We start from the raw sequence: 26,180 nt of genomic DNA, 5'->3' as shown, positions 1-26,180 counted from the left end.
ATTCTGAGTCGGCTGCAAAATAACGAAAGCTCTACTGATATTCCTTAAATATTAATAATTTTTAACAATCAGGGAGAAATCTTTTTATGCAGTACCAGGGCATGCAACTGCTGGCCAAAATAAATCATTCTTTTAATTTCCTGAACCCCCAGCAGGCGCTCCTTTTTTAAAATGAGCAAAGAGGAACCATTAGACTCTATATGATAATATGGATGGCTTTCAAGGAACAACACCATTTCATCCGTGAAGAGTTTTAGAATAGCATCTTCATTTTCGCCACTTAAGTTAAAGCGCCTGTTGAAATCCGGATGGTTTTCTATGCTTATGGCCTTAAATCCGGCAAGAGAATATATTAATTGCAACAAACCTTCCTTATCCAGGGTGAAAACCGGGATGTCAACATCTAATTCAATGTGCATCATCGTCGTTTTAACAACTTCTTTTGCAATAAAAGCACCTTCTGTCCACTCCAGGTCAAAAACACTGCAGCCATTTTTATCATCCTTCAAAAGGTTATATAGATAACCAACTTCGCGGGTATGGAAAAAGACAAAATTCTCCAGGAAAGAGGTATTGGTATTCTTTTTGGCGACATACTTCCAGTCATAATCCCCGGCTGTGGCTTCCAGGTCTTTTTGCCTTTTGGTAAAATACCTTTCAATTGGTTTTAAGGCCGCAACGGGTAAAACCTTGCGAATAGCAAAGGGATGAAAAGAATCGGCTTCATGTTTGTCCAATCCAATGAGCTCTATGCTTCCCCCTTTTTTGTCAAAAGCAGAGCGATAATTCTCCAGGCCTTCCAGCACGGTGTGATCAACAAAACTACACATCGAAAAATCGACAACCAGATCCATATTTTCCGGCACTACGTCCAGCTTGTTTTTTAGTTTGTGGAAATTAAGGAAGCTGCAAAAATATTTTATGCTCAAATAAAAGTTGCCTTCACCCTCTTCTTTAAAAAGGAGAATATTAGGCTTAAACAAATTGCCAAGGAACAGGGAAATACTTTTATTTATTATCATATGAATGATAAAAGTTACCAGAATCCCTGCTGCTATTCCGGTAATCAGGTTTGTAAACAGAGTGGTGATCAAAGTAGTTAAAAAGATAAGGACTTGTTCTTTACCTATCCGGATAATTTTTCTAAACGATTCAGGATTGGCCAGCTTATAACCGGTATACACCAAAATGGCCGCCAGGGCAGCCAGGGGTATTCGCCTGAGCTGCTCCTGAAAAATAAGCACAAAGCCTACCAAAAACATGGCATGGAAGAAATTTGCGGACCTGTTGGTTGCCCCATTATTTACATTAACCGAACTTCTGGCAATTACAATTACCACATTGAGACCGCCCAAAAACCCGCTAACAATTGAGGCCAGGCCAAGTGCTTTGAGGTCTTTGTTTGCATTAGATCTTCGAATCAACGGATCCAGCTTGTCCACGGCCTTGATGCTTAACAGGGATTCTATGCTTGCTATGAGGGTAATAGCAAATACAGCAATAATAAATTCTCTGTCCATTATTCTTCCAAAATCCGGGAAAGGGAGATTTGTAAGGACATCATCTGGGATGGATACCAGGTAATTCACCGTCATAGGATACGGCTTGCCAAGAAGAATATAAAAATAACTCAGACCAACAGAGAGAATTAATATCCACATAGGCGCAGGGATTAACTGGAAGTATTTATTCCTGATTTTAGAATAGAAAACCATGATTAACAGACTTACCAGTCCTATTCCTGAGGCAAAAAGCATATTGAGGTCTGCTGTTTTTATCAAATCCATAAAGTCATTTGGGATTAAAATCAATAACTCCATGATGCTTCCCGTCTCATTGTTATGGCCCACCATAATATGAAATTGTTTTGCCAGAATGCCTATCCCTATTGCAGCAAGCATACCCTGAATGGCCGAAGCCGGGAAGAAATTGGCTAAACGCCCCATTTTTAGAAACCCCAGGAGCAGCATCAATATTCCGGACAATACTATGGCGGCTAAAGTGAATAAGTAACCCTGGTAAAGATCACCTCCGCCGAGGGTGCCAATTGCAGCTAACAAAACAATAACCAGGCCATTACCGGGGCCGGCAATGGTAACTTTTGAACCCCCGAGCAAAGAAACGATAACACCCCCAACTACCGCAGCAATTATGCCTGAAATTGGAGGAGCCTCACTTGCCAAAGCTAATCCCAGAGCCAAAGGAAGGGCAATAAGTGACACCACAAAACCCGAAAAAATGTTTTTGGACAGTGTTTTAAAAGTAGTGCCTGTTGTGTTGGTTTTAGCGCTCAAGGTTATTTACGGATAATCAATAAATCAGTGGGCAAATCAGATAAGATATATTCCAGGTCATGTTTAAAAATACGATCTAAAAGGCCTGTCTTTTTAGGAGCGTTCATTACTAGCAAATCTGCCCGTACTATCTCGGCGTAGTGACCTATGGAATACCCCCTTTTTCCAAAAATACTTTGCGTTTTTATTTTGATGTTTTTCAAAAAAGCCTCTGGCAGCGTCTTCAAAATTTTACGCACCCTGGAGTCTTCCCTGTGCTTCAGTCTTTCCTTCATTATATTGGCTTTCATTAAGGACCGGTCATCTTCCACTGTGACATGAACTTCTTTTTGCCGGATCTCTTCTACAATGGTAATCTGTTGTGCGCCCAGGGCATTAGCCGCATAGAATGCGTCCAATATTGCAACAGGGGTTTCCGGCGCATCGAGGCCATTTACTACTATATGCCTGCATGGCACGCGTTCTGCAGAGGGTTTTATAAGCAACAAAACAGAACAATTTACTTTACGGGTCAAATTTCTGGCGATGCTCCCCACATAGAACCTATACCTGTTTTCATGCTGCAGCGCGCCAAGAACCAATAAGTCTATCTTGTATTTGGTACAGGCTTCCAAAATTACGGAGACAGGCTTACCTTCTTCCCACTGAACTTCGACAGCATCATCCGGATAATCAATTTTTTCGAGCAGTGCATTTACAACACCTGATTTTTCCTCTGTTTTTTTCCCGACATGGAGTAAAATTAATTTGGCGTTAAAAAAATGCGCAAGACGCGAGGTTTCCAGAATATTTATTTCCAGCGATGGCGAAAAAGCAAAACCAAATAGAATTCTCTTAAAAGGATGCGGATGCCTTTCCATTGTAATTATTTTGGCTCAATATAACACATTAAAACCTATTTGGGTCAGGAAAGACATATTCCAAAGCGCTGACTCACTTTGCAAGTATTGCTGTAATGCATGCGCCGGGAACATATTATTTTTTTATGGAACTATTACAGACCTGTATTTATTTTAATCACTATTTTTAACGCAAAAGTTAAAAGATGCTCGAACTCGCGGGGATAATAATATTGGGGATTATAGCACAGTGGTTTGCCTGGCGTTTAAAATTGCCCGCTATCCTCCCTCTTATTCTGATTGGGCTTCTTGTAGGACCTATAGCCACTTTGTATACCGAGGATGGCTCTAAGCTTATTGAACCCATATGGAATGGCGAAAAAGGGCTTTTCCCGGGAGAGGGCCTTTACTATTTTCTTTCACTTGCCATAAGTATTATTTTATTTGAAGGCGGCTTAACGCTAAAGCGCTCGGAAATTAAAAATGTAGGACCGGTTATTACAAAGTTAATTACGGTAGGGACTATAGTAACATTTTTTGCCGGAGGCTTTACGGCTCATTTTCTATTCGACCTCAGCTGGCAGATTTCCTTTTTGTTTTCATCCCTTATAATAGTAACAGGCCCAACCGTAATTACGCCTATCTTAAGAAACATTCCTCTGAAAAAGGATATTTCTGCAGTTCTAAAATGGGAAGGCATTTTAATAGACCCCATAGGAGCATTGGTTGCAGTTCTTGTTTTTGAATTTATAAGCGTGGGCGAGGGTCAGGCCTATACAAAAACTGCCTTAATAGATTTTGGGAAGATATTGCTTTTTGGATCTACTTTTGGATTTGCTTTTGCGCACGGCCTGGGGTTTGTGATCCGAAGGAAATATGTACCACATTATTTATTAAATGTTGTATCCCTCTCTGTTGTGCTTTTGGTATTTGTTGAATCTGATATAATGGCGCATGAATCGGGCCTTCTTGCTGTTGTGGTTATGGGGATGGTCATGGGCAATATGGATCTTCCAAACCTTAAAGAGCTTTTGTATTTTAAGGAATCGCTGAGTGTTTTGCTAATCTCCATTCTTTTCATTTTGTTGGCTGCCAATATCAACATAAGTGATATGGAGCTCGTCTTTAACTGGAACTCTGCCATTTTATTCCTTGTGATTGTTTTTATAATACGCCCTTTAGGTGTCTTCCTGAGCACCAGGGGCTCCAGTTTGAAATTTAACGAAAAGCTCTTTATCGGCTGGGTTGGACCAAGAGGTATTGTAGCTGCGGGAATTGCATCCCTTTTTGGTTCAAAGTTAATTCTGAAAGGCGAACCGGGTGCGGAATATATAACCCCTTTGGTTTTTATGATTGTACTGGGCACCGTTCTTTTAAATGCAACAACAGCCCGGTATTTTGCAAAAATGGTTGGGGTATTTCTAAAGCACTCTGAAGGGATTCTTATCATAGGAGCCTCTAAAATGTCGAGGCTTATTGCCAGCTATCTCAAAAAAAACAACAGGCATGTGGTTTTAATAGATAGTAACCACGCCAATATTGATAAGGCCAAAGAGCTTGGGATAGAAGCAATGGTGGCCAATGTTTTTTCCGATACACTTACGGATAACATTGAACTTAACGATATGGGATATCTGATGGCGCTTACCGGCAACTCTGAGATAAATGAATACGCTATCAATAAATTAGGAGCTCAATTCGGGGAGAACGGGGCTTTCAGACTAGTAAGTTCTGACGAAATGAATGACCCTGAAAAGAATCCTGAAGAAGGCCTTTTTTCACATACGGATGATTATATAAAAATGATGGAGGCCACCAGGCGATACCCCGCTATTCATGAAATTGATCTTAAAGACGGAAAACATTTCAGCCAATTGATTGACATTTCAAACGAGGATGATGAAATTATCCCTTTGTTTATAAAAGCCCCTGACGGTAAACTCGAGATCATTTCCTCGTTCAGCGGAAAGTTTAATTCAATTACCGAGGGTTATAAACTCGCATATTTAGGTAAAATGTTCGACATGGATAAAATTCTCTAGAGCAGACTGCCAAATCAAAACCTGCCTATTAGCAAGACCCATGGATTGGAATCCGGCGCAGTGAACCTGACTTTCTTTGTGGTGCCACTTGCCGCTACCACACCATTTTTTGGGTTTATCCATTTATAGTCCAGCCCTGCCGGCAAGGTTTTGATCTCTATGGAGCCCCCATCCTTTAAAAATGAAATATACAAAGATCCCGGTTTTGCCAGCAAAGGATTTCCATCGGCCAAATCCCATCTCCTTTCTATGTTGGTCATGTCTATATCCGATAAAATTTTACCCGGCATGCCGGCATATACAGAGCCTTCCATTTCCATGGCTTCTTCCCAGGATTTTGGTTGTGATGACCAGGCAGTCCAGCCTTCCTCGTCAGCAGTTATTTTCCATTGCCAAAGACTGGCCGCCCCATAAACAATACCCATCGTACCCCCATGCATTAATTGCATCCAGGCCTCTTCTCCCTGCCACCAGCCTAATCCATTTTTACCGTCATTCATGCCTTCATAGGTTGGTTCACCATTTGCCACACCCTTAGTAGGGATATTATCATACATTTTTTCCACTTTATGATAGATATGAGCGCCATCATGGCCGGTTTGGGCCCATTGAAAATCCAACCACGCTTTGTCCTGATGTGTTTTGTTATAGTGCATGCAATGTTTGGATGGATCATTTACTGCCCATTCAGCGACATAGTCATCGCAGGGATTGTAATGCAGGCCGGTGGGTTGTGCATAACTGTCCCAGGCTTCCAGCATTTCACCACTTTCTTTTACGCCCGGATCATTGCCATCATGGTCCCCGGCGATAAGCCAGATTGCAGGTTTACTGCCATATCTCGCCAGGAGATATTTGCAATAGCGCACATATTCTTCGGGTACAATGGTATTTCCCAACACCTTCAGGCCTTTCCACCCAAAACCATGGAATACAGGCTGATATACGGGAACAATCTCATGTTTCAGCAATTCGTCAATAATCTGGTCTAAGGTTTGAAAATAAGAAGGATTCATAGTATTGATATGCCCATTTGATAAATCTTCAAATGCCCTTTTGAATCCCAATTTGGTATTCCTGGCGTCTGGCCCGGTTGCACCCATGTCTGGTTGCAAACTCATTAAAAGCGCTGCATTAAACCCCTTTTTTTGTCTATCCTGCGCATACTTTGACACCTGCTCCACGGTTGCGCGAAAAGGTATTGCCCATGGCGTATCTCCTACCAAAAGAAAAGATTTTCCCGATTGCTGAATAACATTGCGGTTACCTGCCGCCATTTTTAGCAATCCGTTTGCAAGTAATTGATTATCCCCGCTGTAGGGCTTTGAGGACGCAGAACCTGTTATTCCATGGAGCCCATTGTCTTCCTTGTTGGAGGCATAGGACAGCCAGCTCCAGGTGCTCGTGGAATCCGGGGAAGTAAATCTTATTTTCCAGATATTATCACCGTCCCAGAAAGCAGGCCTTTTTATGGTATCGGCCTTTTGATTGGTAAAACTGGCCCAAACCTCAACATCGGTATAGGGATTTTCATATTCAGAATTGCTGATAAGGGTAATTTCAAGAGTAGCCCATTGCTCTGTGGTTAGGGTAGGCCCCTGAGAAAATAGCGCTATTGGCAGAAAGACGCAATAAATAGAAAGCAGGGTATTTTTCATAATTCAAGACCGTTCTAATTGAGCAGTTAAATTAAAAAGAAAACCCGAGAAAGCATTTAATTGGCCCGGCAAGCTGGTTAAAAGAGACTTATATAGTAAAACTATCAGCCATTGAAAGGTCCGTTTTGGTGATTTCCACGGAAATATCTTCTATGGTAACCTCATAGCTGTCTCCTGCATATAATTTATAGAAATGCAGTGCGGATTCTCTTTTTATTTTACCCTGAAACAGATCGGGATCTATTTCACCACCTTCCTGTTGCCAGGTAAAAACCGAATGCTGTATAACCTGTATTAGCTTGTGCACCGCTCTGAATTCGGCAATATATGTAGTCATTAATAGGGAAATTTAAGGATAAGTATAACCGGCAAAAGAGAGAAATATTGTATTTCCCTACAAAATATGTAAGTAAAAAAAGAAGTCTAATCATTCAGTTTAAGAACGGCCATAAATGCCTGTTGCGGTATCTCTACATTGCCCACCTGCCGCATTCTCTTTTTCCCTTTTTTCTGCTTTTCCAGGAGTTTTCTTTTTCTTGAAATATCTCCCCCGTAGCATTTCGCAGTTACATCCTTACGCAAGGCTTTTATGGTTTCACGCGAAATAATTTTTGCTCCGATGGCAGCTTGTATCGGAATGTCAAACTGTTGCCTTGGAATTAATTCCTTTAACTTCTCACACATTCTTTTGCCTATATAATGGGCGTTATCAAAATGTACAAGAGCAGACAGCGCATCAACGGGTTGTGCATTCAGTAAAATATCTACGCGCACCAGTTTAGAAACCCGCATTCCAATTGGAGTATAATCAAAGGAGGCATAACCCTTGGAAACGGTTTTAAGCTTGTCGTAAAAATCAAATACAATTTCTGCCAGGGGCATGTCGAAATTCAGCTCAACCCGCTCGGTGGTAAGATAGGTCTGGTTGGTAATCTGCCCTCTCTTTTCTATGCAAAGCGACATAACGTTTCCTACAAAATCTGCTTTGGTAATTATCGTGGCTTTTATATATGGTTCTTCAACCCTGGCTATGGTAGAAGGATCCGGAAGGTCACTTGGGTTATTGACAATCAGCGGTGTATCCGGATTTTTTGTAGTGAAGGCATGGTAACTAACGTTGGGAACGGTAGTGATGACTGTCATGTCAAATTCGCGCTCCAACCGCTCCTGAATGATCTCCATATGGAGCATCCCCAGGAAACCGCAACGAAAGCCAAAACCAAGAGCCGCACTGCTTTCCGGAGTAAAAACCAATGACGCATCATTGAGTTGCAACTTTTCCATAGAAGAACGCAGTTCTTCAAAATCCTCGGTATCTACGGGGTAAATACCTGCAAAAACCATGGGTTTTACATCTTCAAAACCGGCAATGGCGTTTTTGGTTGGATTGGCGGCATCGGTAATAGTATCCCCAACTTTTACTTCCCTTGCATCCTTTATCCCTGTAATGAGGTAGCCTACATCGCCTGCTTTAATAACGGGCTTAGGCACCTGCGTTAGTTTCAGGGTCCCTACTTCATCTGCAAAATACGTCTTCCCGGTAGCTACGAATTTAATTTTCTGACCTTTTTTAATTTCCCCGTTTATTACCCTGAAATAGGTCTCAACCCCCCTGAAAGGATTATATACAGAATCGAACACCAAAGCCTGTAAGGGCTCATCAACATTCCCGCCCGGTGCAGGAATACGATCAATAATGGCAGTAAGAATATCTTTAATCCCAATACCTGTTTTGGCGCTGGCAGGGATCACCTCTTCGGGTTTGCAACCCAACAAGTCCACAATATCATCCGTTACTTCTTCGGGGCTGGCACTCGGCAAATCAACCTTATTCAAAACCGGAATAATTTCCAGGTCATTTTCCAGGGCAAGGTAAAGGTTAGAAATGGTTTGCGCCTGTATGCTCTGAGCCGCATCCACTACAAGAAGCGCACCTTCGCATGCGGCAATGGATCGAGACACTTCATAGGAAAAATCTACATGGCCGGGAGTGTCTATTAAATTAAGAACATATGACTCCCCTTCGTGTTCGTATTCCATCTGAATGGCGTGACTCTTAATAGTAATCCCCCGCTCGCGCTCCAGATCCATATTATCCAGCAGCTGTTCTTTCTTTTCCCGATCTGTTACCGAACCGGTAAAATCCAACAGCCTGTCTGCCAAAGTACTCTTGCCATGGTCTATGTGTGCGATAATACAGAAATTACGAATATGCTTCATTTTCTTACTCTGGCTATTTCAAATTGGCTGCAAAGATACGGTTTTCTCCTTCTTAATCCTGCCACTCGGCAATAAACAAATTAGTATCACGGGTTCCGCCATTATTGCGGTTACTGGAAAATGCCAGGAATTTGCCATTATTGGAAAATACCGGGAAAGCATCAAAGGTTTTTCCATGGGTAACCCGCTCCAGATTCTTCCCATCTGTATCAATTAAATAGAGGTTAAAAGGGAAGCCCTTTTCTGCCTCAAAATTACTTGAAAACAGAATTTTTTCCCCCGAAGGATGAAAGAAGGGGCTCCAGTTGGCATTGCCGAGAAACGTCAGTTGCTTTAAATCACTGCCGTCCGCATTGCAAATAAAAAGCTCCATTTCTGTAGGCTGTACCAGCCCCTGGGCAAGCAGTTCTTTATACTCATTTATTGCTTCTTCCGTTTTTGGCCTTGAAGCCCTGAAAATAATCTTCGTGCCATCCGGAGAGAAAAAGGCCCCGCCGTCATACCCCAGCGCATCGGTTATCCGGGTTACTTCTGTGCCATCTAAATTCATGGTATACAATTCCAGGTCCCCGCTTCGGGTAGAGGTAAACACTATTTTATCTCCCTTTGGAGAAACCGTAGCTTCCGCATCATAACCGGGCTCATTGGTAAGTTGCGTAACGATATTCCCATTCAGATCTGCCACAAAAATGTCGAAGGAATCATATACCGGCCAAACGTATTTCCCGTTTTTGCGCAAGGGCACTTCGGGGCATTCTTTGCCGGCCAGATGTGTCGAGGCATAGACCATATGCTCGTTATCAGGAAGAAAATAGGCACAGGTAGTGCGCCCCATTCCGGTACTGATCATAGGGGGTTTGCTATCCCTGAAGTTTTCCTCAAAATTCATAAGGAACATCTGGTCGCACTGCATACCCCAGCCGGGATTGTTAGACTGAAATACGAGCTTGGTGTCATCAAAACTCCAGTACGCCTCCGCATTATCCCCGCCAAAAGTAACCTGGCGAATAGATTTAAAATGCTTTTCCTCTTTATAGATAAGGGTATCTGCTCCTGCCATTACAGAGGTTGCTTTTTCCTTTTCCGGCAGGGATTTTTTGGAATCCGTTTTACAACCAAAAAACAGCAATAAAAGTAAGAAGGGCACTAAAGTTTTCATAGGATGATTAATTTTGAACAAAATTAGACGCAAAACCGATGAAAAAAATAATTCTGGGCGTATTTTTTGTCCTTGCCCTTGGATGTAAACGGGAGGAACCTAAATTACCCTCCATGGAACAAGAGGTTCAGATCCTGGCGAGTGACGAATTTAAAGGCAGGGAAACCGGAACCGACGAAGAACTGAGGGCCGCGGCCTATATTCGTGAGCTTATGCTGGGTATAGGGCTCACACCCAAAGGAAATGCAGGAACCTATTACCAGACCTTTACTTTTAAGCCAAAGAAAGACCCGCATCAGCTAATACGTTTTCAGGAAGGTGGCGACAGCACAATAACCGGGACCAATGTCATTGGCTTTATAGACCATGGAGCTGCAAATACTGTTGTGATAGGGGCCCATTACGACCATCTGGGGTTAGGGGGTGAAGGTTCCCTGTACAAAGGAGAACCGGCGGTGCATAATGGCGCAGATGATAATGCCAGCGGTGTGGCGGTACTCCTGGATCTGGCGAGGAAAATAAAGGAAACGGAACTATCCAAAAACTATTTATTCATAACTTTTTCCGGGGAGGAAATGGGACTGCTGGGGTCTAACTTTTTTACCAAAAACCCAACCCTGGACCTGGACGGGGTTAGCTATATGCTAAACCTGGACATGGTGGGAAGGCTAAGGGAAGACAAAACTCTTTCGGTGAGCGGCACCGGCACTTCGCCAATCTGGCCCCAGGTATTGAACACCTCAAACCCCGGGTTTAAACTGGTTTTTAATGAATCCGGGGTAGGCCCGTCTGACCATACCTCCTTTTATCTGCAAGACATCCCGGTACTGCATTTTTTTACCGGGCAGCATGAAGATTATCACAAACCAACAGACGATGCGGAGAAGTTAAATTACGAGGGGATGCGACTGATCAGTTCCTATCTGTTCAATCTGGTTAAGGAACTGGATGACGACCAGAAACTGGCATTCAGAAAAACCAAGAACGAGAGCGAAGAAGTGCCGAGATTCAAAGTTGCGCTTGGGGTAGTGCCAGATTACCTCTTTGATGGCAAAGGGATGCGCATTGATGGCATTAGCGAAGATAAACCTGCACAAAAAGCAGGATTACAGAAAGGAGATATTGTGGTTCGGCTTGGCGACAGTACCGTTGTGGATATGATGAGCTATATGCGCGCCTTGTCTGCTTTTGAGCCTGGGGACAGCACTACAGTTAGCGTAAAGCGCAATGATCAAACCCTCAAAGCACGCATTATATTCTGAATTTTCAGGACCAAAGCTATACCGGATGCCGCAGGGTACCCACAGTTGCGATTAGTAAGAATCACTTCTATTTAACGCAAACAATGTAAATAATTTTATAGCTTTGACGAATAACCTACCAAACTGTGAGATTCCCCTTACTGTTCTTATTGGCAATATTTCCTCTGGTCCTGGCAAGCCAGTCCTTTGAGGTAACCGGCTCCGTAAGGGATGCCGAGGGTAACCCTCTGCCATTTGCTAACGTTATACTATTAAAAGCATCAGACAATACGCAGGTAAATGGAATATCTGCGGACGACGAAGGGCGCTTTACCTTAAAAGGCATCCCGGAAGACGTATATTATTTGCAGGCAAAGTACTTTGGCTACAAGTCTACTCTGGTTGCCCTGGAAATAAAAAGAAACATTCAAATTGGGGCCCTTGTCTTAGAGCCCGACAGCGAATGGCTGGATGAGGTGGTCGTAACCGGTCGGAAACCTACGGTAGAACGAAAAGCAGACCGGATTGTCTTTAATGTGGAAAACACGGTGATTGGCGAAGGAACCACCTGGGATATTCTTCGCAATGCACCCGGGGTCATAATCGCACAGAACAATTTGGAAATCAGGGGGCAGCAAGCAGCGGTTTACCTCAATGATCGCAAAATACAATTATCACCGTCCGAGATCCAGGATTTTTTAAAAGGACTTTCCGGGGAAATGATTTCCTCTGTGGAGGTAATCCCCAATCCACCGGCCAGTTATGAGGCTGCAGATGGGGCCATCCTCAATATCCGCACAAAGGAGAACATAGTACCGGGCTATAAAGGCAATGTAAGGGGGCAATATACCCAGGCGTTTTATCCCAAATACAGCCTGGGGACAAGCCATTATTTTAAAAACGACAAATTTGGTGTTTTTGCAAATTATGTGATCAACCCAAGAAAGGATATTAAAGAAGCGGATAACCAGATTAATTTTATCAATAATCAGGGCGATGTTTTTGCCAACTGGCTTACCTTATTAGACCAAACCACGCGTTCTCAGGACCAGCAGGTGAATCTGATGCTGGATTATAAACCCAGTGAGCGCGATCTGCTGAATTTTACATCCAACCTTAGTTTTTCCCCAAATAAAAGATATGCAAATAAGCTCAATACAGAAATGCGAAATGGTGCAGGAGTGCTGGATTCCACGATGCAAACCAACAGCGTTCTTGAAGAAGACTTACAGAACCTGTCTTTTGACCTCAATTATGAACGTAAATTAAAAAAAGAGGGCGCAACAGTAAAGGCAAATGCCCACTATACTTATTACGAATTAACCCGTCTGCAAGATGGCTCCAGTGATTACTTTGACGACGCAGGGGATTTTATACGGAATTTTACCTTTGCCACGGACGCCCTGCAGGACATCAATATTACCACAGGGCAAATAGATTATTACACCCCTTTTAAAGCAGGTAGTTTTGAGAGCGGGCTAAAAGGCTCCTGGATTAATTCTAAAAGCGGGATCGATTATTTTGATGTAAATAACAATTTACCGCCCTTTGATATAGCCTTGTCGGATAATTTTGAATACCGCGAAAATGTTTTGGCTGCCTATGCCAGCCTCTCCCAGGATTGGGAAAACTGGTCCCTGAAGCTTGGCCTGAGGGCTGAACAAACCAATGTAGAATCTAATTCCGATTCTTTTCCGGAACCCAAGACACAGAATTACTTTAAACTTTTTCCGTCTGTATTCCTTACCCGAAAGCTTGGCACGGATCACAGCCTTACTTTTGATTACAGCAGGAAGCTTACCCGACCCAATTATTCAGACTTAAACCCGTTCCGGTATTTTCTCAATGAAAACAATTACTTTGAAGGGAACCCAAACCTGGTTCCTAATTTCACCCATAATTTTAATTTGAATCTATCGCTAAAAGAGACCTTTTTTATAGACGTGTACTACCGCGATAACGGACGTTATATAAGCAGGTTAAGTTTTCAGGACAACGAAAACCAGACCCTCAGGCAGATCAATCAGAATGTGGAAAAAAGCACCTCTTATGGCCTGGATTTTACAGTTTCTACTTCTGTTACCCCGTTTTGGGTGGTCTATTTTTACAACTCGCTTTTTTATGAAGATGAGACCTTTCTGGCCGAGGAAAGCAACATTGAAACCTATACCAACCGGGTGACGGGTTATTACGGCTACCTGAATAACTCTTTTACAATCTCAGAGGATCGTAGTTTTACCGGGGAACTTTCTTTGACCTATTTAAGCGGGTTTTTGCGTGGTTCCTATAAGGTCTCTGAAAGCATTGTGCTGAACGCCGGTTTACGCAAATCCTTGTGGGACAACAGGGCAGTGGTTTCCCTTCTGGCAGAAGACCTTTTTAACAGGGCCAATGCCACATTTACCAGCCGCTATGCCAACCAGGACAATTCCGTTTTAGAGAATACGGAAACACAGTTTATACGTTTGGGATTCACCTATAACCTGGGTAATTACCGCCTCAGCAAGACAGATAGTGGCACAAAGAAAAGCGAACTACAGCGACTGGATAACGATTAAATTCCTGTTAATACCATCTTTATTTTTAATTTTGTGCCGCTAAACGTATGCAGATGCCAAAAATAGGCGATATAGTTTTACCGGAATTTCCTTTGTTGCTCGCTCCCATGGAGGATGTGAGTGACCCTCCTTTTCGCGCTCTTTGCAAGGAGCAGGGGGCAGATTTGGTATATACGGAGTTTATATCCTCAGAAGGGCTTATACGCGATGCGGCAAAAAGCGTAATGAAGCTGGATATCTATGAGAAAGAGCGCCCTGTTGGGATCCAGATTTTTGGTGCCAACCTGGACTCCATGTTGCGATCCGTAGAGATTGTGGAGAAATCCAAACCGGATATCATTGATATAAATTTTGGTTGTCCTGTAAAGAAAGTAGTGAGCAAAGGCGCAGGTGCCGGAATTTTAAAGGACATAGATCTAATGGTCTCCCTTACCGAAGCCATGGTGAAGCATACCCATTTACCCGTTACGGTTAAGACCAGGCTGGGATGGGACCACGATTCCATAAAAATTGTTGAGGTAGCGGAACGGCTCCAGGATGTGGGCTGCAAGGCTATTTCTATCCATGGCAGAACACGGGCACAGATGTATAAGGGCGAGGCAGACTGGAAGCCCATTGCGGAGGTAAAAAACAATCCGCGGATGCATATTCCTGTCTTTGGCAACGGGGATGTGGCTACGCCCGAAGCTGCAAAGCGCATGCGCGATGACTACGGCCTGGACGGCGCCATGATTGGCCGTGCGAGCATTGGCTACCCCTGGTTTTTTAAAGAAGTAAAGCACTATCTGGAGACAGGCACACATCTTTCACCGCCTGACATGGAAGAACGGGTAAGGGCTGCCCGCAGGCATCTGCAAATGGCCATTGACTGGAAAGGGGAGAAGCTGGGTGTTTTTGAGACAAGGAGGCATTACACCAATTATTTCAGGGGCATACCAAACTTTAAGCCATACCGCATGAAAATGGTAACCAGCGATGCCGCTGAAGATGTTTTTGCCGCTTTTGATGAGGTCCTGGAAAAATTTGGGAACTACCAGTTCGTCTAGTTTTAGCTAAGCAGTTTTTTGGTAACCCTGCTGCTGGCAATTTTAGAGGCAATCATTCCCAGCACTACAATGGTTGCCAGCACCACCAACAGGTTCATTAATTTGTATTCTACCGGATAGGCCAGGGAGGGGGTTATTTTTAACCACCCAAAGGAAAGTTGCGACCAGATAAGAATGGAGGCCAGGAACAAGCCTATAAGTCCGCCAAAGCTGGTAACCAGTATTCCCTGCACAAAATAGATGCGCCGCAGTTCGCGGATGGTAGCCCCGAGATTGTACAGGGTTTTGGAATTCTGCTGCTTGTCCAGGATCATCATTATAATTGCACCCACCACATTAAACAGGGCAATGATAAGTACCAGGGTAAAAATAAGGTAGGTGGCCAGGTTTTCTGTATTGAGCATCCTGTAGAGCGCATTGTTCAGCTGCCGCCGGTTTCTCAGGACCACTTTATCGCCAAGCAGGGCGGTAATCTGATTTCGAACTTCGGTCCTGTCTGCCTGGCGCTCCAGGGCAAAATTAATACCGGAGATCTGGGTGTTGTCTTTTTCCAGCATTACCTGGGCCAGGGCAAGTTCTGTAAAGACGTATTTTTTATCCAGGTTTTCCTCAAGCGCGTAAACGCCGCTTATCACTACCGGCATTTCGTTATAGGGTTTTCCACCAAACCCTTGTTGGCTAAGGGAGCCTTTGCCGGGTTTGGGTGCCAGGATCTTTAGCGGATCCTGATAATCGTTTATGGTTAGCCCCAGCAAACTTGCAATGCCCAGGCCGGCCACAGCCTGTTGGTCTTCTATGGCCCAATTGCCCCAGTAGATAGCGCTATCTACCCGTGTGGCTGTTCTATAGGCCTCATCTACCCCTTTTATATAGGCCACACAACTTTTTTGGCGGTGGGTTAGGTAAACCTGCTCTTCCAGTTCTTTGGAATAGGAAGCTACCCCCGCTATTTCTAAAAGCTTTTGTTCTTCTTCTGGGCCGAGGCTAAAGAACTTGCCGGTTTGTGCCGTCGCTTTTAAGTCGGGATCAAAGAGGTTGCTAAAGGAAAGGCTAAAAGTTTTAAGTCCGGAAAAGGCCGAGAGTACAATAAAAAGTGCCGCAGATCCTATGACAATGACCAGGAAAGTGATAAAATTGATAATGTTAACCGCGTTCTGGCTGCTTTTAGAGCGGACGTACCTTTTAGCGATATAGAAGGGAAAATTCAAGTTAAGTGATTATTTGAAATTTAATTCATTGCTTTTTTGTGATTCCTTTTGCGTACTGCGTTGTTAAAATTTTAAACCATAGCCCTGCTATCCTTAAAAATTTTGCCCGGTAATCCATCAAAAGTAATCTATAAAAACTCCAACAACAAAACTCCGAACAATCACTAAGATTTTTTTCTTTTTGGCAGCAGCTCCGGATTTTCAATAGGGTTTTCATCCCCTTTCAGGGATTTCTCTATGTTGTCTATATACTCCAGGGAATCGTCTAAATAAAAAGAAAGTACCGGGATGCGCCGCAGCTGGTGTTTGGTGCGCTGGGCCAGCTCGTGCTTAATAAGGGGCTCGTTAGATTTTATCCCTTCCAGCAGCTCTGCCGCTTTATTGTTTGGAAAGATGCTTACATACACCTTGGCAATGGAGAGGTCTGTGGTTACATACACTTTAGAAACAGAAATAAGGACTCCCTGCATGCCGCCATCTGTTGCTGCGCGCTGTAAAATATCGGCCAGGTCTTTTTGGATTACCCCTGCAATTTTTTTCTGTCGTTGTGTTTCCATAGGGCAAAAATACGTACTTTAGAGGGTATTAAAAAACAATCGCAAACAAGTTGGTATTCAATGAATAAAATAGAGCATATAGGCATTGCCGTCAAAGATATTGAAGGGTCTAAAGAGCTATTTGAAAAGCTTTTTGGAACGAGGCAATACAAGGTAGAGGAAGTAGCTTCAGAAGGGGTAAAGACTTCGTTTTTCCAGGTAGGCCCCAATAAGATAGAATTACTCGAAGCCACCAGGGAAGACAGCCCTATTGCGAAGTATATTGAGAAGAAGGGCGAGGGCATACACCATATTGCTTTCGAGGTAGATGATATTGCAAAAGAAATAGCACGTTTAAAAGACGAAGGCTTTATGGTGCTGAATGAGCAGCCTAAAAAGGGGGCCGACAATAAGCTGGTAGCTTTTCTGCACCCAAAGAGCAGCAACGGGGTTTTGGTAGAGTTGTGCCAGGAGATAAAAGTAGCTGCGAAGTAATTCCTCATTTATTTTAGTTCTGCTCCCGGCTGCTAAAGGAACATGCAATGGCGGAAATTGGCAAAAAAGAAGAAAAAATACGATGGCTGATCGATGAAATTTCCGCCATCATAAAACGTTTGGAACATTTTGAGTCCAAAGCTTCCGCCGAACTTTCCGGGGTCCATCCTAAGTTTATCAAAAGCGCCCGGAATTTTATCCATTACTGTGCGCTTCGAAAAGAAGACATACGACCAATCCAGAAAAAACTTGCAAACCTGGGGCTTTCCCGGCTCGACAAACCTGAAAGTCATGTCATGGCCAGTTTGTTGGCCAGCAAAGCCATCCTGGAGGGCTTCCTGAACAATGAACCCATTAAAAAGCACAAGGCCCAGTTAACGTTCAAAAAGAGCAACAGAATGGGTAAATCCAACGCCAAGGCGTTATTGGGTTACCGTTCCAAGGGAAGGCGGACCCGAATAATGGTTACCCTGCCCTCGGCAGTTGCCTATGATTATCAACTGGCCCATGATATGATTGCCAGCGGCATGAATTGTGCACGTATAAATTGTGCGCATGACAGTGAAAAAGAGTGGCGCCTGATGATAGGGCACATAAGGACAGCGTCTGAAAAACTGAAAAAGAAATGTAAGATCTCCATGGATCTGGGAGGCCCGAAAGTGCGGACCGGTGCTTTGCCGGCAGGGCCAAAAGTTAAAAAGTTTCGGCCGGCAATAGACGTGCAGGGCAGGGTCATTCAGGATTGTGCACTCTGGATGGGCCCGTTGCCGCATCCCAAGGCAGAGCTGCCAAATTTGCCAGTGGCAGTAGTAAGTTTGAAAAAACTCAAAGCAGGGGACCAGTTGTTCTTTATGGATACGCGAAACAAGAAAAGGGAAATTACCATTACAAAGAAGACAAAATATGGCTGTATTGCCCAATGTGGCAAAACCACCTTTCTGGAAACGGGGATGCAATTATATACCAATGCAGAGTTTTCTTCTGCGCCAATCGTGGTAGGGGAAATCCCCAGGGCGGAAGAATACCTGAGGCTGCACACCGGGGATATTTTACGACTGTATAAGGATGCCTTGCCCGGCGGACCCGCACTCAGGGATGCGGATGGCAATGTAATAAGCCCGGCACATATTTCCTGTACCTCGGCAGAAATATTTGAGCAGGTAAGGGAAGGGGAGCCGGTCTTTTTTGATGATGGCAAGATAGAAGGCATTATTCGCCAACAAACCCCGGACGAATTGCTTATAGAAATTGTCCATACCCGGAAGGCAGGTTGTAAACTAAGGGCAGACAAAGGCATAAATTTTCCAGACAGTGATTTGGAGCTCAAAGGCCTCACCACCAAAGACAAAAAAGATCTGGCCTTTGTGGTTAAACACGCCGATATCGTAAACGTATCTTTTGTAAACCAAAAGCAGGATGTAACAGATCTCCATGCTGCGTTGCAAAAATTAAATGCGCCATTAGGATTCGGGATTATTCTAAAGATAGAGACCCAAAGTGGGTTTAATAAGCTCCCGGAAATTCTGCTGGAGGCCATGAAAACCTACCCTGTAGGGGTGATGATTGCCAGAGGCGATTTGGCTATTGAGTGTGGCTGGGATAATATTAGCAGGGTACAACGAGAAATCCTTTCCTTGTGCAGGGCGGCGCATATTCCGGAAATCTGGGCAACCCAGGTACTGGAAAACCTCTCCAAGCAGGGGATACCCTCCCGGGCCGAAATGACCGATGCCGCCATGGCGCAACGCACAGATTGTGTGATGCTTAACAAAGGGCCCTATATTCTACAGGCCATTGAATTGCTAAGCACCATCTTTAAGGATATGGAACCTTACCAGGAAAAAAACGTACGCCTCTGGCCTGCTATGGAGCGAGCAGATATACATTGAGATGCTTTGCTCTTGATCCGGTGGATCAAAAAATCCAAATTCCAAATTCCAAAAACTGGTTTAATTAGCTTAGGGACAACTTCATTTTTTTCTTCTTTTGTAATAAGGAATTGAAACCCCACCCAATAATGGAAAGAACCAACAAATTAAAACCCACCAATGCTCTTGCCATGTCAACCACCCAATTAGAAACTCAACAACTATTAATATAGAAATACTGATTAGAAAAAGATTGAGTAATCTTTGTTTTTTTGTCATGATACTTACTTTTTGTTCGTTTAAATTCTGATTGAGAACATCACCTATTTTCTTTAAAGAATGTTTAGAGGGTTCTACCTCATGATTTTCAATTCTTTGAATTGTTCTTTCCGTTAATCCGGTCTTTTCAGAAAGTTCAATTTGAGTTAAGCCTTCTTTGATTCTTAATGCTTTGATTTTTGTTCCTAATCTCATGACAAAATTATTTCAGTAAGTATAATTCTCACACGACATCTTCACGACATCTTATATAAATTTAGATTTTTTTTGGTTTACTATTCAGTGTCAAATAGACAAAACCTTCTATTTCATTGGCCAGGACGGCTTAAAGGGGGTCCCGGTTACCAGGAGGCAGTCCGTCCTGTGCACATTGGGCTTCAACAATTAGGCAGCACCTGACTCATAATCGAAAGATTGATTTTGAGATTTGCTAATTAAACACATAGTACAGAAAAAAGAGTTATCTTCATGAAGTAAGCTTTATGTGCTATTTAGCCTACTTTCTGCCTATAAAGAAGTTGCAGTATAGTAAAATAAGTAGTAATATTGCAGTCCAAAATTTTGGAATTTGAAATACGCGTTAGCGAAATTGGTCCTATCCCGAAGTAATCTTCGTTACTTCAGGACACGCAGCTCAGTAGTAGAGCACTCGGGACTGATTCATAATCGAAAGGTTGATTATGAGATTTAGAATTTGAAATACGCATTAGCGAAATTGGTCCTATAGCTCAGCTGGTTAGAGCACCTGACTCATAATCAGGGGGTCCCTGGTTCGAGCCCAGGTGGGACCACTTAGTAAGAAATCCAGTCTATTTAAAAAGGCTGGATTTTTTTGTTTAATGCAATGTAAATCAGCTAATTAACTGCAATGATTGCACTAACTGCACTTTCCAGAAAAGTCAACTTGTCAACTTTTTCAGGGGTATTTTAGGTATCCCTACAGGTATCCCACTTTGAAAAATTAGGTATCCCATTGTCCTTTTTTGGGAAATTAGGTATCCCATTTTTCACAATGAATTGTTTGCCAATTGTTTAACACTTAAATCAATTGGTCATGAAACAAAAGTCACTATCCATTTTGTTCTATTTGAACAAAGCAAAAACAAACCAAAAGGGAGTATGTCCAATCTATTGTAGGATTACCTATTTGGGTAAGCGAAAACAGTTCGCTACAGGCGAGTTTATCGATCCAGAGCAATGGATGCCAAAGAAGCAAAAAGTAGCCCCTAGAGGGCTTAGAAATGAGCACATTAACCTTCAACTGGACATCATTAGTTCTAACCTCAAGAAGGAATTTTTACAACTGCAATTACAAAACAAGGATTTTACAGTTCAGGACATCTTTGATCCTTATTTTAAAGTCACAGAGAAACAAAAGGAAACCTATGTGATAAAATATTTCCAGGAGTTTCTTAAGAAACAACGAAAACTAATAGGCATAGACCTGCAAGAAGCTACATGGAAGAAGTTTAATTATGCATGCGCACAGTCAAAAGAGTTCATTAAATGGAAATATGGCAAACAAGACATTCCTTTGGAGAAGATAAAACTTCAATTCTTACATGAATTTGAATATTATTTGAAGACAGAAAGAAAACAGAAACAAATAACTATTAATAAGACTATACAACGCTTCAGGAAGCCTATTAGAGTTGCTGTAGCTGAAGGAATCATAGATAAGGACCCATTTGTTCAATTTAAGCCTGGAAGGGTAAAAAAAGAAGTTATTTTCCTTACTCAGGAGGAACTAAAAGCACTGGAGGATCATACCTTTTCTCAGCCAAGATTAGCTTTAGTGAAAGACCTATTTATTTTTTGTTGCTATACAGGATTGGCATATAATGAAATGTCTAATCTAAAAAAAGAGCATATCATAAAAGGTTTTGATGGGAATGAATGGATACAGATGAAAAGGAAGAAAACAGGCAAGATGGTATCTGTACCCTTATTGCCCAAGGCAAAGGCCATACTAAATCATTATAAAAAAGTTGGCAACTTGGCACTTCCTAAATTTAGTAATCAGAAAATCAATTCTTATTTAAAGGAAATAGCAGGTATTGTAGGTATAAATAAATCCATTAGCCATCATATGGCAAGAAAGACCTTTGCGTCCACTGTGCTGCTGTTCAATGATGTTCCAATGGAAATCGTGAGTGAACTGCTAGGACATTCTAGTATCAAGATTACCCAAGAATATTACGGTAAAATTGTTCAGAGAAGGATTAGTGAAGAGATAAAGAGGATTTCAGAAAAGTTAGAATAAAAGTTTATTTCAGGGTTTGGCTTCCTTGATGTTCAGGAGTAGATATATTTTTTAGCCTCACCACGGGCTATAACTTCCTCCTCCAGCACCTGCAGCAACAATAATAATTGCTATACCAATCACAGCAACACCTATTAAGGCCCACGCCCACCAGGGTAATCCTTTTTTCATCAGCACCTCTTCAACTTCTTCTACAGTAATTGGAAATTTCACATCCTCTCCAGGATTGTCTTTAACTCCGTAAAACTTGCCGTCTTCATATACAATGTACTTGTATTTGTAGGCATCATCGTCCACAGTAACAATCTTAACCGCTTTTTCTTCTTGAACTGCTTGTTGCAGGGATACAGGAGTTTTATAAGTGGAACAACTTTGCAGGAGGATTAATCCTGATAAGAACAATGCCATGACCTTTAGACTTTTCTTTAGCTTTTTCATCTCTTCTGAATTTCTAATAAAAGTATTGTTGGCAGGCATGATGGGCAATGATGCAAGTCAGTGTAAGGATATTTAAGTACAGTAATGTTCCTAAGGAGATATAAATTAGTTATTGTGACATTCCAGTTTGAAAATCACCCAGGAATATTATGGAAAAATTGTTCAGAAAAGGATTAGTGAAGAGATGATAAGGGTTTCAAACAAACTTAGGTAGTGGCTGATGTAAGAAGCTTGGTGGCTTTTAGCCAAGGTGTTGTGCTTTCGTTATTTTTAATTTAATCAATTTTTATTTCGTTAGAAATTTGATTTACAAAGTCTTGAATTTGAGGTATTAAATCCTCATAATAATATTTAGTATCTTCTGTACGCTTTTGTATTTCTGATAGTAATGTTATAAAATCTTGATTTTGAAGTAAATCTTCTGGATATTTTTTAATATAATCATAATGGTCTTGATTTTTTAAAACTTCAGTATTACCTCTAAATGATTTTAAAGTGTTCATCTGATTGTCGTAATCTTTGCCTGTCCTTGTTATAAGTTCTTTATAAAAGGGATAAGTGAAATCATAGAAATTGATGAGGTTATTCCGTAAACTATCATTAGAAATTTTATCAATTCCTATTGATTGGATTGCTTGGTAAGGACCAGAATTATATCTAAAAAATGTAAACTTTCGCAAATAATTCCATTTTGATTGTTTGTTTAAATATAAGCTATCAATAAAGGTTGATTTGCTTATTATTTGTTCAGATAATAAATTTATCGTCGAATCTACTTGATTTGTTCTTTCAATCATCCATTCAAAATATTCTATATCTTTCTCCAAAGTACTTTTGACCTCTGTTAGCATTTTTAACTCATAAGCGCGATCTTTCTTCTCTCCATTCCAAGTATTAATCTGCAACGCAATCAATATCCCTATAACGACCAAAACAATTTCTCCGATTGCATATTTTAAATACTTTCCAGTTTTTCCTTCCGAAAGCAAGTTTTGTCTTATTTTTCTAAAGAATTTTATCATGTGCGACATTGGTTGGTAGTTCTTCCTAAGGTAATGAATAATTATATACAGCAAGAAAGACCTTTGCCTCCACTGTACTTCTCTTTAACGATGTTCCCATGGAGATCGTAAATGAGTTGTTGGGGCATAGCAGTATGAAGATTACCCAAGAGTATTATGGAAAGATTGTTCAGAAAAGGGTTAGTGATGAGATGAGAAGGGTATCAGAAAAACTGAAATAATTATTTATTGAAATTTTTTTAAAACTGTCTTTGAAATAAGCACCTTATATCTTCGTTAGTATTACTGCGCCTAATATATAAATCAATGAAAAAGTTCTTTTTGCCGCTACTCTTTATTATTCTGATCTATGGATGTTCCAAAGATGAACAAAGTGTAGAAAATAACTCAAATGGGAATTCAACTACGAATGAGAATTCTGCGAACATACAATTGAACAATAGTTTGGTACAAAAGGGTCCGTTTGTTGAGGGTTCCAGTATATTGATTGTTGAGCTTAATGAAGACCTTGAATCCACCAGTATATCCTATAATACGGAAACAGTTGATGATTTCGGTTCTTTTGAATTCAATAGCTCGCTAGGTTCAGACAAAATTGATATAGTAGCCACGGGCTTCTACTTTAATGAAATTACTGGACAACTATCAAGCGGCCAAGTAACACTAAGAAACTTTATTGAAGTCCAGGATACACAAAAAGCAAACATTAATATTTTAACAACCCTTTCCCGACAACGCATTAAATACCTAATGACTGCCAATGGCGTATCCTATGATGAGGCCAAGAATCAGGCAGAAAGAGAGGTGTTGCTTGCCTTCAATATTCCTCAAAACATAATTGATGCTTCTGGTCAGTTTCAGGATATGGATATAAGCAAGGAGGGCACTGGAAATGCCATATTGCTTGCAATATCTTGTGTTTTACAAGGGAACAATAGTGACGGAGAACTATCAGAATTGATAACCAAATTTGCCAACGATTTAGAAAATGATGGGATTTTAGACGACAGTTTTGTGCTCAACAAAATTAAAGATGGAGGTTCTTTTGTAAATCCCCAAAGCGTGCGAGAAAATCTTGAACAGCGATTTGGAAGCTTGGGAATTACCTATAGTATACCAGATTTCGAGTTTTACATTGATTTTGATGGCAATGGGAAAGTATATGGATATGATGTGACCGCATCACATCCTTTAGAGGCAATTGCTAATACCAAGCCTACTTTTGAGTGGAACTCCAGTGCAGAGGAGGGCGAAACCTATGATGTTCAACTCTCTGAAAATTCTAACTTCAGCAACTTAATCTTTGATATAAGTAATATCGATGACGTTCAATTGGTGAGCCCCGAGTCCTTGCAAAGAGGAATAACTTATTATTGGAGGATCAGAATGAAAAATGGAGAGAATATAGGAGACTGGAAAGTAAATACTTTTAGTGTAAACAATGTGATATTCTCAAATTTATCCCCTAGAGCTGTTGAAGAGCTTGGTGTAGAATTAGAAGTGGAAATATCAGACAGTGATCCTCTTATTAGTTGGGAAGACAATATGACTGAAAATGGCACTTACCAATTTCAACTTTCTGCGGACCTTGATTTTAATGATATTTTAATAGATGTAAATAACCTAGTAGAACGTAATTATCAAATTACATTTCCACTCACAAATAAAGCGTATTATTTCTACAGGATACGATTCCAGGATGATAATGGCGCCTATTCAGAATGGGCTATAAGTGGTTTCAGGTTTATATTGCCGCCTATTGGTTCTTATTCTGCGAATCCAAGTGGTGAAACTTGGGGAGATACAACGCCTTTATTTGATTGGAGTGAGCCATATTTTCTCGAACCTGATTATCTGCCTGAAACCATGACTTATCAATTACAGGTAGCTACAGATCCCGATTTTACAAATATTATAGTTGATGCTGATAACATTCAAGAATCTCAATATCAATCTACTTCCCCTTTTAGTATAGGAGGAGAAACAGAGACGGGTCAATATTATTGGCGGGTTCGTTACTATGATCAAAATAACATTTTCTCGGACTGGTCGAATGTTATTGGGTTTTTTATTAGTCCTTAATTAATTGGTTTCTATTTCCTTATTAGGTCCCTTTTATGACATGATATAAGTCAGGCTATTTGCTTAAAGGACAGCTTACTTTAAAGGATAGTAAACAGTTTGTCCTAGTGGGATATCATCAATAACTATATTCCATTCTTATGGGCAATTTAACCGTACAGGTCTGAATAAGCTGAAAAAAGACCCAAAGCAGGAGTAAGCAAAATAATAAATAATAATAAAATGAAAAAAATAATGATTATCGCCACTTTAATAAGTGGTTTTGCTGTATTAACAGCGTTCAGACCAGCTAAAAATGTAGAGATGACAAAAATTGAATCAATTGCAGTAACTGATTTTTGCGAAGGCTGGGAAGATGGATATTGCGAAGGCTGGAAAGATGTAAAAGGTCAATATGCAATTTGTCCAGTAGCTCCAATTTGCCCTATTCCAGATATAGGACAAGATTCTTATAGAGGTGGTTATAACAGAGGATTTAAAGCAGGTATGAGATCTGCGTATAATGATTAAGACTGTTGTCAAAGGTAAAAATTAATTTTCGAAGTAATGATAATATCCGTGTCAAAGTCTGTTACATAAACTATATAAATTAACCGAAGCATAAAAACAATAAGGCATTTAGTGCTTAATTCAAAGTTCAGATCCTGCATTATAGTTGCACTCAACATTACTAATTTAGGTCCATGACCCTATACGAATACAAAATGCTATCAGAAGATGAGCAGTACGATACTGTATTTTCTAAAGGCAAGTTCCTGGATATTGTTATAGAAGGTAATTCTAAATATGTACTCTACGCCTTAGACAAGTTCTTTGTTGAGGTTATTTGGGATAATGAAAAGGATGAAATAATAGGCATAGGACAGTTCAAAGAAGGAGACAGCCTGGATAAGTACAGTAATGTTCCAAAGGAGATTTGAATGCTATCATCT

The 26,180-nt window shown here is 41.3% G+C and carries 22 protein-coding genes and 1 tRNA gene; 12 read left to right on the top strand and 11 right to left on the bottom strand.

Annotated elements, in window-relative coordinates:
• Window positions 1-68: 68 nt before the first annotated feature.
• Complete coding sequence (locus G504_RS0114095) at window positions 69-2,294, bottom strand: SulP family inorganic anion transporter (protein WP_019670838.1); 2,226 nt, start codon at window positions 2,292-2,294, stop codon at window positions 69-71.
• 2 nt (window positions 2,295-2,296) lie between these two features.
• Window positions 2,297-3,154 (bottom strand): universal stress protein, encoded by an 858-nt coding sequence (locus G504_RS0114090; RefSeq protein ID WP_019670837.1) that lies wholly within the window; start codon window positions 3,152-3,154, stop codon window positions 2,297-2,299.
• 185 nt (window positions 3,155-3,339) lie between these two features.
• Between G504_RS0114090 and G504_RS0114085 the strand changes: the two genes are divergently transcribed.
• A complete protein-coding gene (locus G504_RS0114085; protein WP_019670836.1) occupies window positions 3,340-5,175 on the top strand; it encodes a cation:proton antiporter in 1,836 nt (611 codons plus the stop codon).
• Window positions 5,176-5,189: 14 nt separating this feature from the next.
• On the opposite strand, the gene G504_RS0114080 is transcribed toward G504_RS0114085, so the two are convergent.
• From G504_RS0114080 to G504_RS0114065, 4 genes are all read right to left on the bottom strand, one after another.
• Window positions 5,190-6,833 carry an apiosidase-like domain-containing protein gene (locus G504_RS0114080; protein WP_019670835.1) on the bottom strand — a complete coding sequence of 548 codons (1,644 nt, stop codon included), beginning with the start codon at window positions 6,831-6,833 and terminating at the stop codon, window positions 5,190-5,192.
• An 88-nt stretch (window positions 6,834-6,921) separates the two neighbouring features.
• Complete coding sequence (locus G504_RS0114075) at window positions 6,922-7,170, bottom strand: hypothetical protein (RefSeq protein ID WP_019670834.1); 249 nt, start codon at window positions 7,168-7,170, stop codon at window positions 6,922-6,924.
• 86 nt (window positions 7,171-7,256) lie between these two features.
• Window positions 7,257-9,053, bottom strand: a complete 1,797-nt coding sequence (gene lepA, locus G504_RS0114070) for a translation elongation factor 4 (RefSeq protein ID WP_019670833.1) — start codon at window positions 9,051-9,053, stop codon at window positions 7,257-7,259.
• 52 nt (window positions 9,054-9,105) lie between these two features.
• Window positions 9,106-10,212: a TolB family protein gene (locus G504_RS0114065; protein WP_019670832.1), complete on the bottom strand. Its 1,107-nt coding sequence runs from the start codon at window positions 10,210-10,212 to the stop codon at window positions 9,106-9,108.
• A 38-nt stretch (window positions 10,213-10,250) separates the two neighbouring features.
• Here G504_RS0114065 and G504_RS0114060 point away from each other — a divergent pair, with 38 nt between their 5' ends.
• The 3 genes from G504_RS0114060 (at window position 10,251) to dusB (ending at window position 15,057) form a co-directional block, all read left to right on the top strand.
• Complete coding sequence (locus G504_RS0114060; RefSeq protein ID WP_019670831.1) at window positions 10,251-11,474, top strand: M28 family peptidase; 1,224 nt, start codon at window positions 10,251-10,253, stop codon at window positions 11,472-11,474.
• A 125-nt stretch (window positions 11,475-11,599) separates the two neighbouring features.
• Window positions 11,600-14,011, top strand: coding sequence for an outer membrane beta-barrel protein (locus G504_RS0114055; protein ID WP_019670830.1), 2,412 nt, complete (start codon window positions 11,600-11,602; stop codon window positions 14,009-14,011).
• Window positions 14,012-14,064: 53 nt separating this feature from the next.
• Complete coding sequence (dusB, locus tag G504_RS0114050; RefSeq protein WP_026348590.1) at window positions 14,065-15,057, top strand: tRNA dihydrouridine synthase DusB; 993 nt, start codon at window positions 14,065-14,067, stop codon at window positions 15,055-15,057.
• Between the two features lie 2 nt (window positions 15,058-15,059).
• Here dusB and G504_RS0114045 read toward each other — a convergent pair whose 3' ends face one another.
• Entirely contained in the window at window positions 15,060-16,265 is a 1,206-nt protein-coding gene (locus G504_RS0114045; RefSeq protein WP_019670828.1) for an ABC transporter permease, read from the bottom strand.
• A 164-nt stretch (window positions 16,266-16,429) separates the two neighbouring features.
• On the bottom strand, window positions 16,430-16,822 hold the full coding sequence (rbfA, locus tag G504_RS0114040; protein ID WP_019670827.1) for a 30S ribosome-binding factor RbfA: 393 nt from the start codon (window positions 16,820-16,822) through the stop codon (window positions 16,430-16,432).
• 60 nt (window positions 16,823-16,882) lie between these two features.
• Between rbfA and mce the strand changes: the two genes are divergently transcribed.
• Both mce and G504_RS0114030 read left to right on the top strand, forming a co-directional pair.
• Complete coding sequence (gene mce, locus G504_RS0114035) at window positions 16,883-17,296, top strand: methylmalonyl-CoA epimerase (RefSeq protein ID WP_019670826.1); 414 nt, start codon at window positions 16,883-16,885, stop codon at window positions 17,294-17,296.
• Between the two features lie 47 nt (window positions 17,297-17,343).
• Window positions 17,344-19,185 (top strand): pyruvate kinase, encoded by a 1,842-nt coding sequence (locus tag G504_RS0114030; protein ID WP_019670825.1) that lies wholly within the window; start codon window positions 17,344-17,346, stop codon window positions 19,183-19,185.
• A gap of 81 nt (window positions 19,186-19,266) precedes the next feature.
• Here G504_RS0114030 and G504_RS19305 read toward each other — a convergent pair whose 3' ends face one another.
• Window positions 19,267-19,638 (bottom strand): helix-turn-helix domain-containing protein, encoded by a 372-nt coding sequence (locus G504_RS19305; RefSeq protein ID WP_019670824.1) that lies wholly within the window; start codon window positions 19,636-19,638, stop codon window positions 19,267-19,269.
• Between the two features lie 522 nt (window positions 19,639-20,160).
• Here G504_RS19305 and G504_RS0114020 point away from each other — a divergent pair.
• Both G504_RS0114020 and G504_RS0114015 read left to right on the top strand, forming a co-directional pair.
• Window positions 20,161-20,234: transfer RNA gene (locus G504_RS0114020), tRNA-Ile, on the top strand.
• A gap of 263 nt (window positions 20,235-20,497) precedes the next feature.
• On the top strand, window positions 20,498-21,706 hold the full coding sequence (locus G504_RS0114015) for a site-specific integrase (RefSeq protein ID WP_019670823.1): 1,209 nt from the start codon (window positions 20,498-20,500) through the stop codon (window positions 21,704-21,706).
• A 57-nt stretch (window positions 21,707-21,763) separates the two neighbouring features.
• On the opposite strand, the gene G504_RS0114010 is transcribed toward G504_RS0114015, so the two are convergent.
• Together G504_RS0114010 and G504_RS19300 are read right to left on the bottom strand one after the other, a co-directional pair.
• On the bottom strand, window positions 21,764-22,114 hold the full coding sequence (locus G504_RS0114010) for a hypothetical protein (RefSeq protein ID WP_157473404.1): 351 nt from the start codon (window positions 22,112-22,114) through the stop codon (window positions 21,764-21,766).
• A gap of 305 nt (window positions 22,115-22,419) precedes the next feature.
• On the bottom strand, window positions 22,420-23,166 hold the full coding sequence (locus tag G504_RS19300; RefSeq protein ID WP_019670821.1) for a DUF6090 family protein: 747 nt from the start codon (window positions 23,164-23,166) through the stop codon (window positions 22,420-22,422).
• A 98-nt stretch (window positions 23,167-23,264) separates the two neighbouring features.
• On the opposite strand from G504_RS19300, the gene G504_RS20080 reads away from it, so the two are divergent.
• The 4 genes from G504_RS20080 (at window position 23,265) to G504_RS0113980 (ending at window position 26,168) form a co-directional block, all read left to right on the top strand.
• A complete protein-coding gene (locus tag G504_RS20080) occupies window positions 23,265-23,387 on the top strand; it encodes a hypothetical protein (RefSeq protein ID WP_019670820.1) in 123 nt (40 codons plus the stop codon).
• 85 nt (window positions 23,388-23,472) lie between these two features.
• Window positions 23,473-25,248: a hypothetical protein gene (locus G504_RS0113995; RefSeq protein WP_019670819.1), complete on the top strand. Its 1,776-nt coding sequence runs from the start codon at window positions 23,473-23,475 to the stop codon at window positions 25,246-25,248.
• A gap of 222 nt (window positions 25,249-25,470) precedes the next feature.
• Complete coding sequence (locus G504_RS18780; protein WP_019670818.1) at window positions 25,471-25,758, top strand: hypothetical protein; 288 nt, start codon at window positions 25,471-25,473, stop codon at window positions 25,756-25,758.
• Window positions 25,759-25,931: 173 nt separating this feature from the next.
• A complete protein-coding gene (locus tag G504_RS0113980) occupies window positions 25,932-26,168 on the top strand; it encodes a hypothetical protein (protein WP_019670816.1) in 237 nt (78 codons plus the stop codon).
• Window positions 26,169-26,180: the final 12 nt, after the last annotated feature.

Origin of the sequence: Eudoraea adriatica DSM 19308 (assembly GCF_000382125.1) — a bacterium.
Lineage (GTDB): Bacteria > Bacteroidota > Bacteroidia > Flavobacteriales > Flavobacteriaceae > Eudoraea > Eudoraea adriatica.
This window is presented reverse-complemented; position numbering and strand designations above follow the sequence as displayed.

Bases quoted from the DNA above. Each gene is read 5' to 3' on its own strand.
- G504_RS0114060 (WP_019670831.1), top strand. From the start codon at position 10,251: ATGAAAAAAATAATTCTGGGCGTATTTTTTGTCCTTGCCCTTGGATGT.
- G504_RS0114030 (WP_019670825.1), top strand. From the start codon at position 17,344: ATGGCGGAAATTGGCAAAAAAGAAGAAAAAATACGATGGCTGATCGAT.
- G504_RS19300 (WP_019670821.1), bottom strand. From the start codon at position 23,166: ATGATAAAATTCTTTAGAAAAATAAGACAAAACTTGCTTTCGGAAGGA.
- G504_RS0113980 (WP_019670816.1), top strand. From the start codon at position 25,932: ATGACCCTATACGAATACAAAATGCTATCAGAAGATGAGCAGTACGAT.
- G504_RS0114010 (WP_157473404.1), bottom strand. From the start codon at position 22,114: ATGGCATTGTTCTTATCAGGATTAATCCTCCTGCAAAGTTGTTCCACT.
- lepA (WP_019670833.1), bottom strand. From the start codon at position 9,053: ATGAAGCATATTCGTAATTTCTGTATTATCGCACACATAGACCATGGC.
- G504_RS18780 (WP_019670818.1), top strand. From the start codon at position 25,471: ATGAAAAAAATAATGATTATCGCCACTTTAATAAGTGGTTTTGCTGTA.
- G504_RS19305 (WP_019670824.1), bottom strand. From the start codon at position 19,638: ATGAGATTAGGAACAAAAATCAAAGCATTAAGAATCAAAGAAGGCTTA.
- G504_RS20080 (WP_019670820.1), top strand. From the start codon at position 23,265: ATGGAGATCGTAAATGAGTTGTTGGGGCATAGCAGTATGAAGATTACC.
- G504_RS0114015 (WP_019670823.1), top strand. From the start codon at position 20,498: ATGAAACAAAAGTCACTATCCATTTTGTTCTATTTGAACAAAGCAAAA.
- G504_RS0114085 (WP_019670836.1), top strand. From the start codon at position 3,340: ATGCTCGAACTCGCGGGGATAATAATATTGGGGATTATAGCACAGTGG.
- G504_RS0114080 (WP_019670835.1), bottom strand. From the start codon at position 6,833: ATGAAAAATACCCTGCTTTCTATTTATTGCGTCTTTCTGCCAATAGCG.
- G504_RS0114090 (WP_019670837.1), bottom strand. From the start codon at position 3,154: ATGGAAAGGCATCCGCATCCTTTTAAGAGAATTCTATTTGGTTTTGCT.
- G504_RS0113995 (WP_019670819.1), top strand. From the start codon at position 23,473: ATGAAAAAGTTCTTTTTGCCGCTACTCTTTATTATTCTGATCTATGGA.
- dusB (WP_026348590.1), top strand. From the start codon at position 14,065: ATGCCAAAAATAGGCGATATAGTTTTACCGGAATTTCCTTTGTTGCTC.
- G504_RS0114065 (WP_019670832.1), bottom strand. From the start codon at position 10,212: ATGAAAACTTTAGTGCCCTTCTTACTTTTATTGCTGTTTTTTGGTTGT.
- rbfA (WP_019670827.1), bottom strand. From the start codon at position 16,822: ATGGAAACACAACGACAGAAAAAAATTGCAGGGGTAATCCAAAAAGAC.
- mce (WP_019670826.1), top strand. From the start codon at position 16,883: ATGAATAAAATAGAGCATATAGGCATTGCCGTCAAAGATATTGAAGGG.
- G504_RS0114075 (WP_019670834.1), bottom strand. From the start codon at position 7,170: ATGACTACATATATTGCCGAATTCAGAGCGGTGCACAAGCTAATACAG.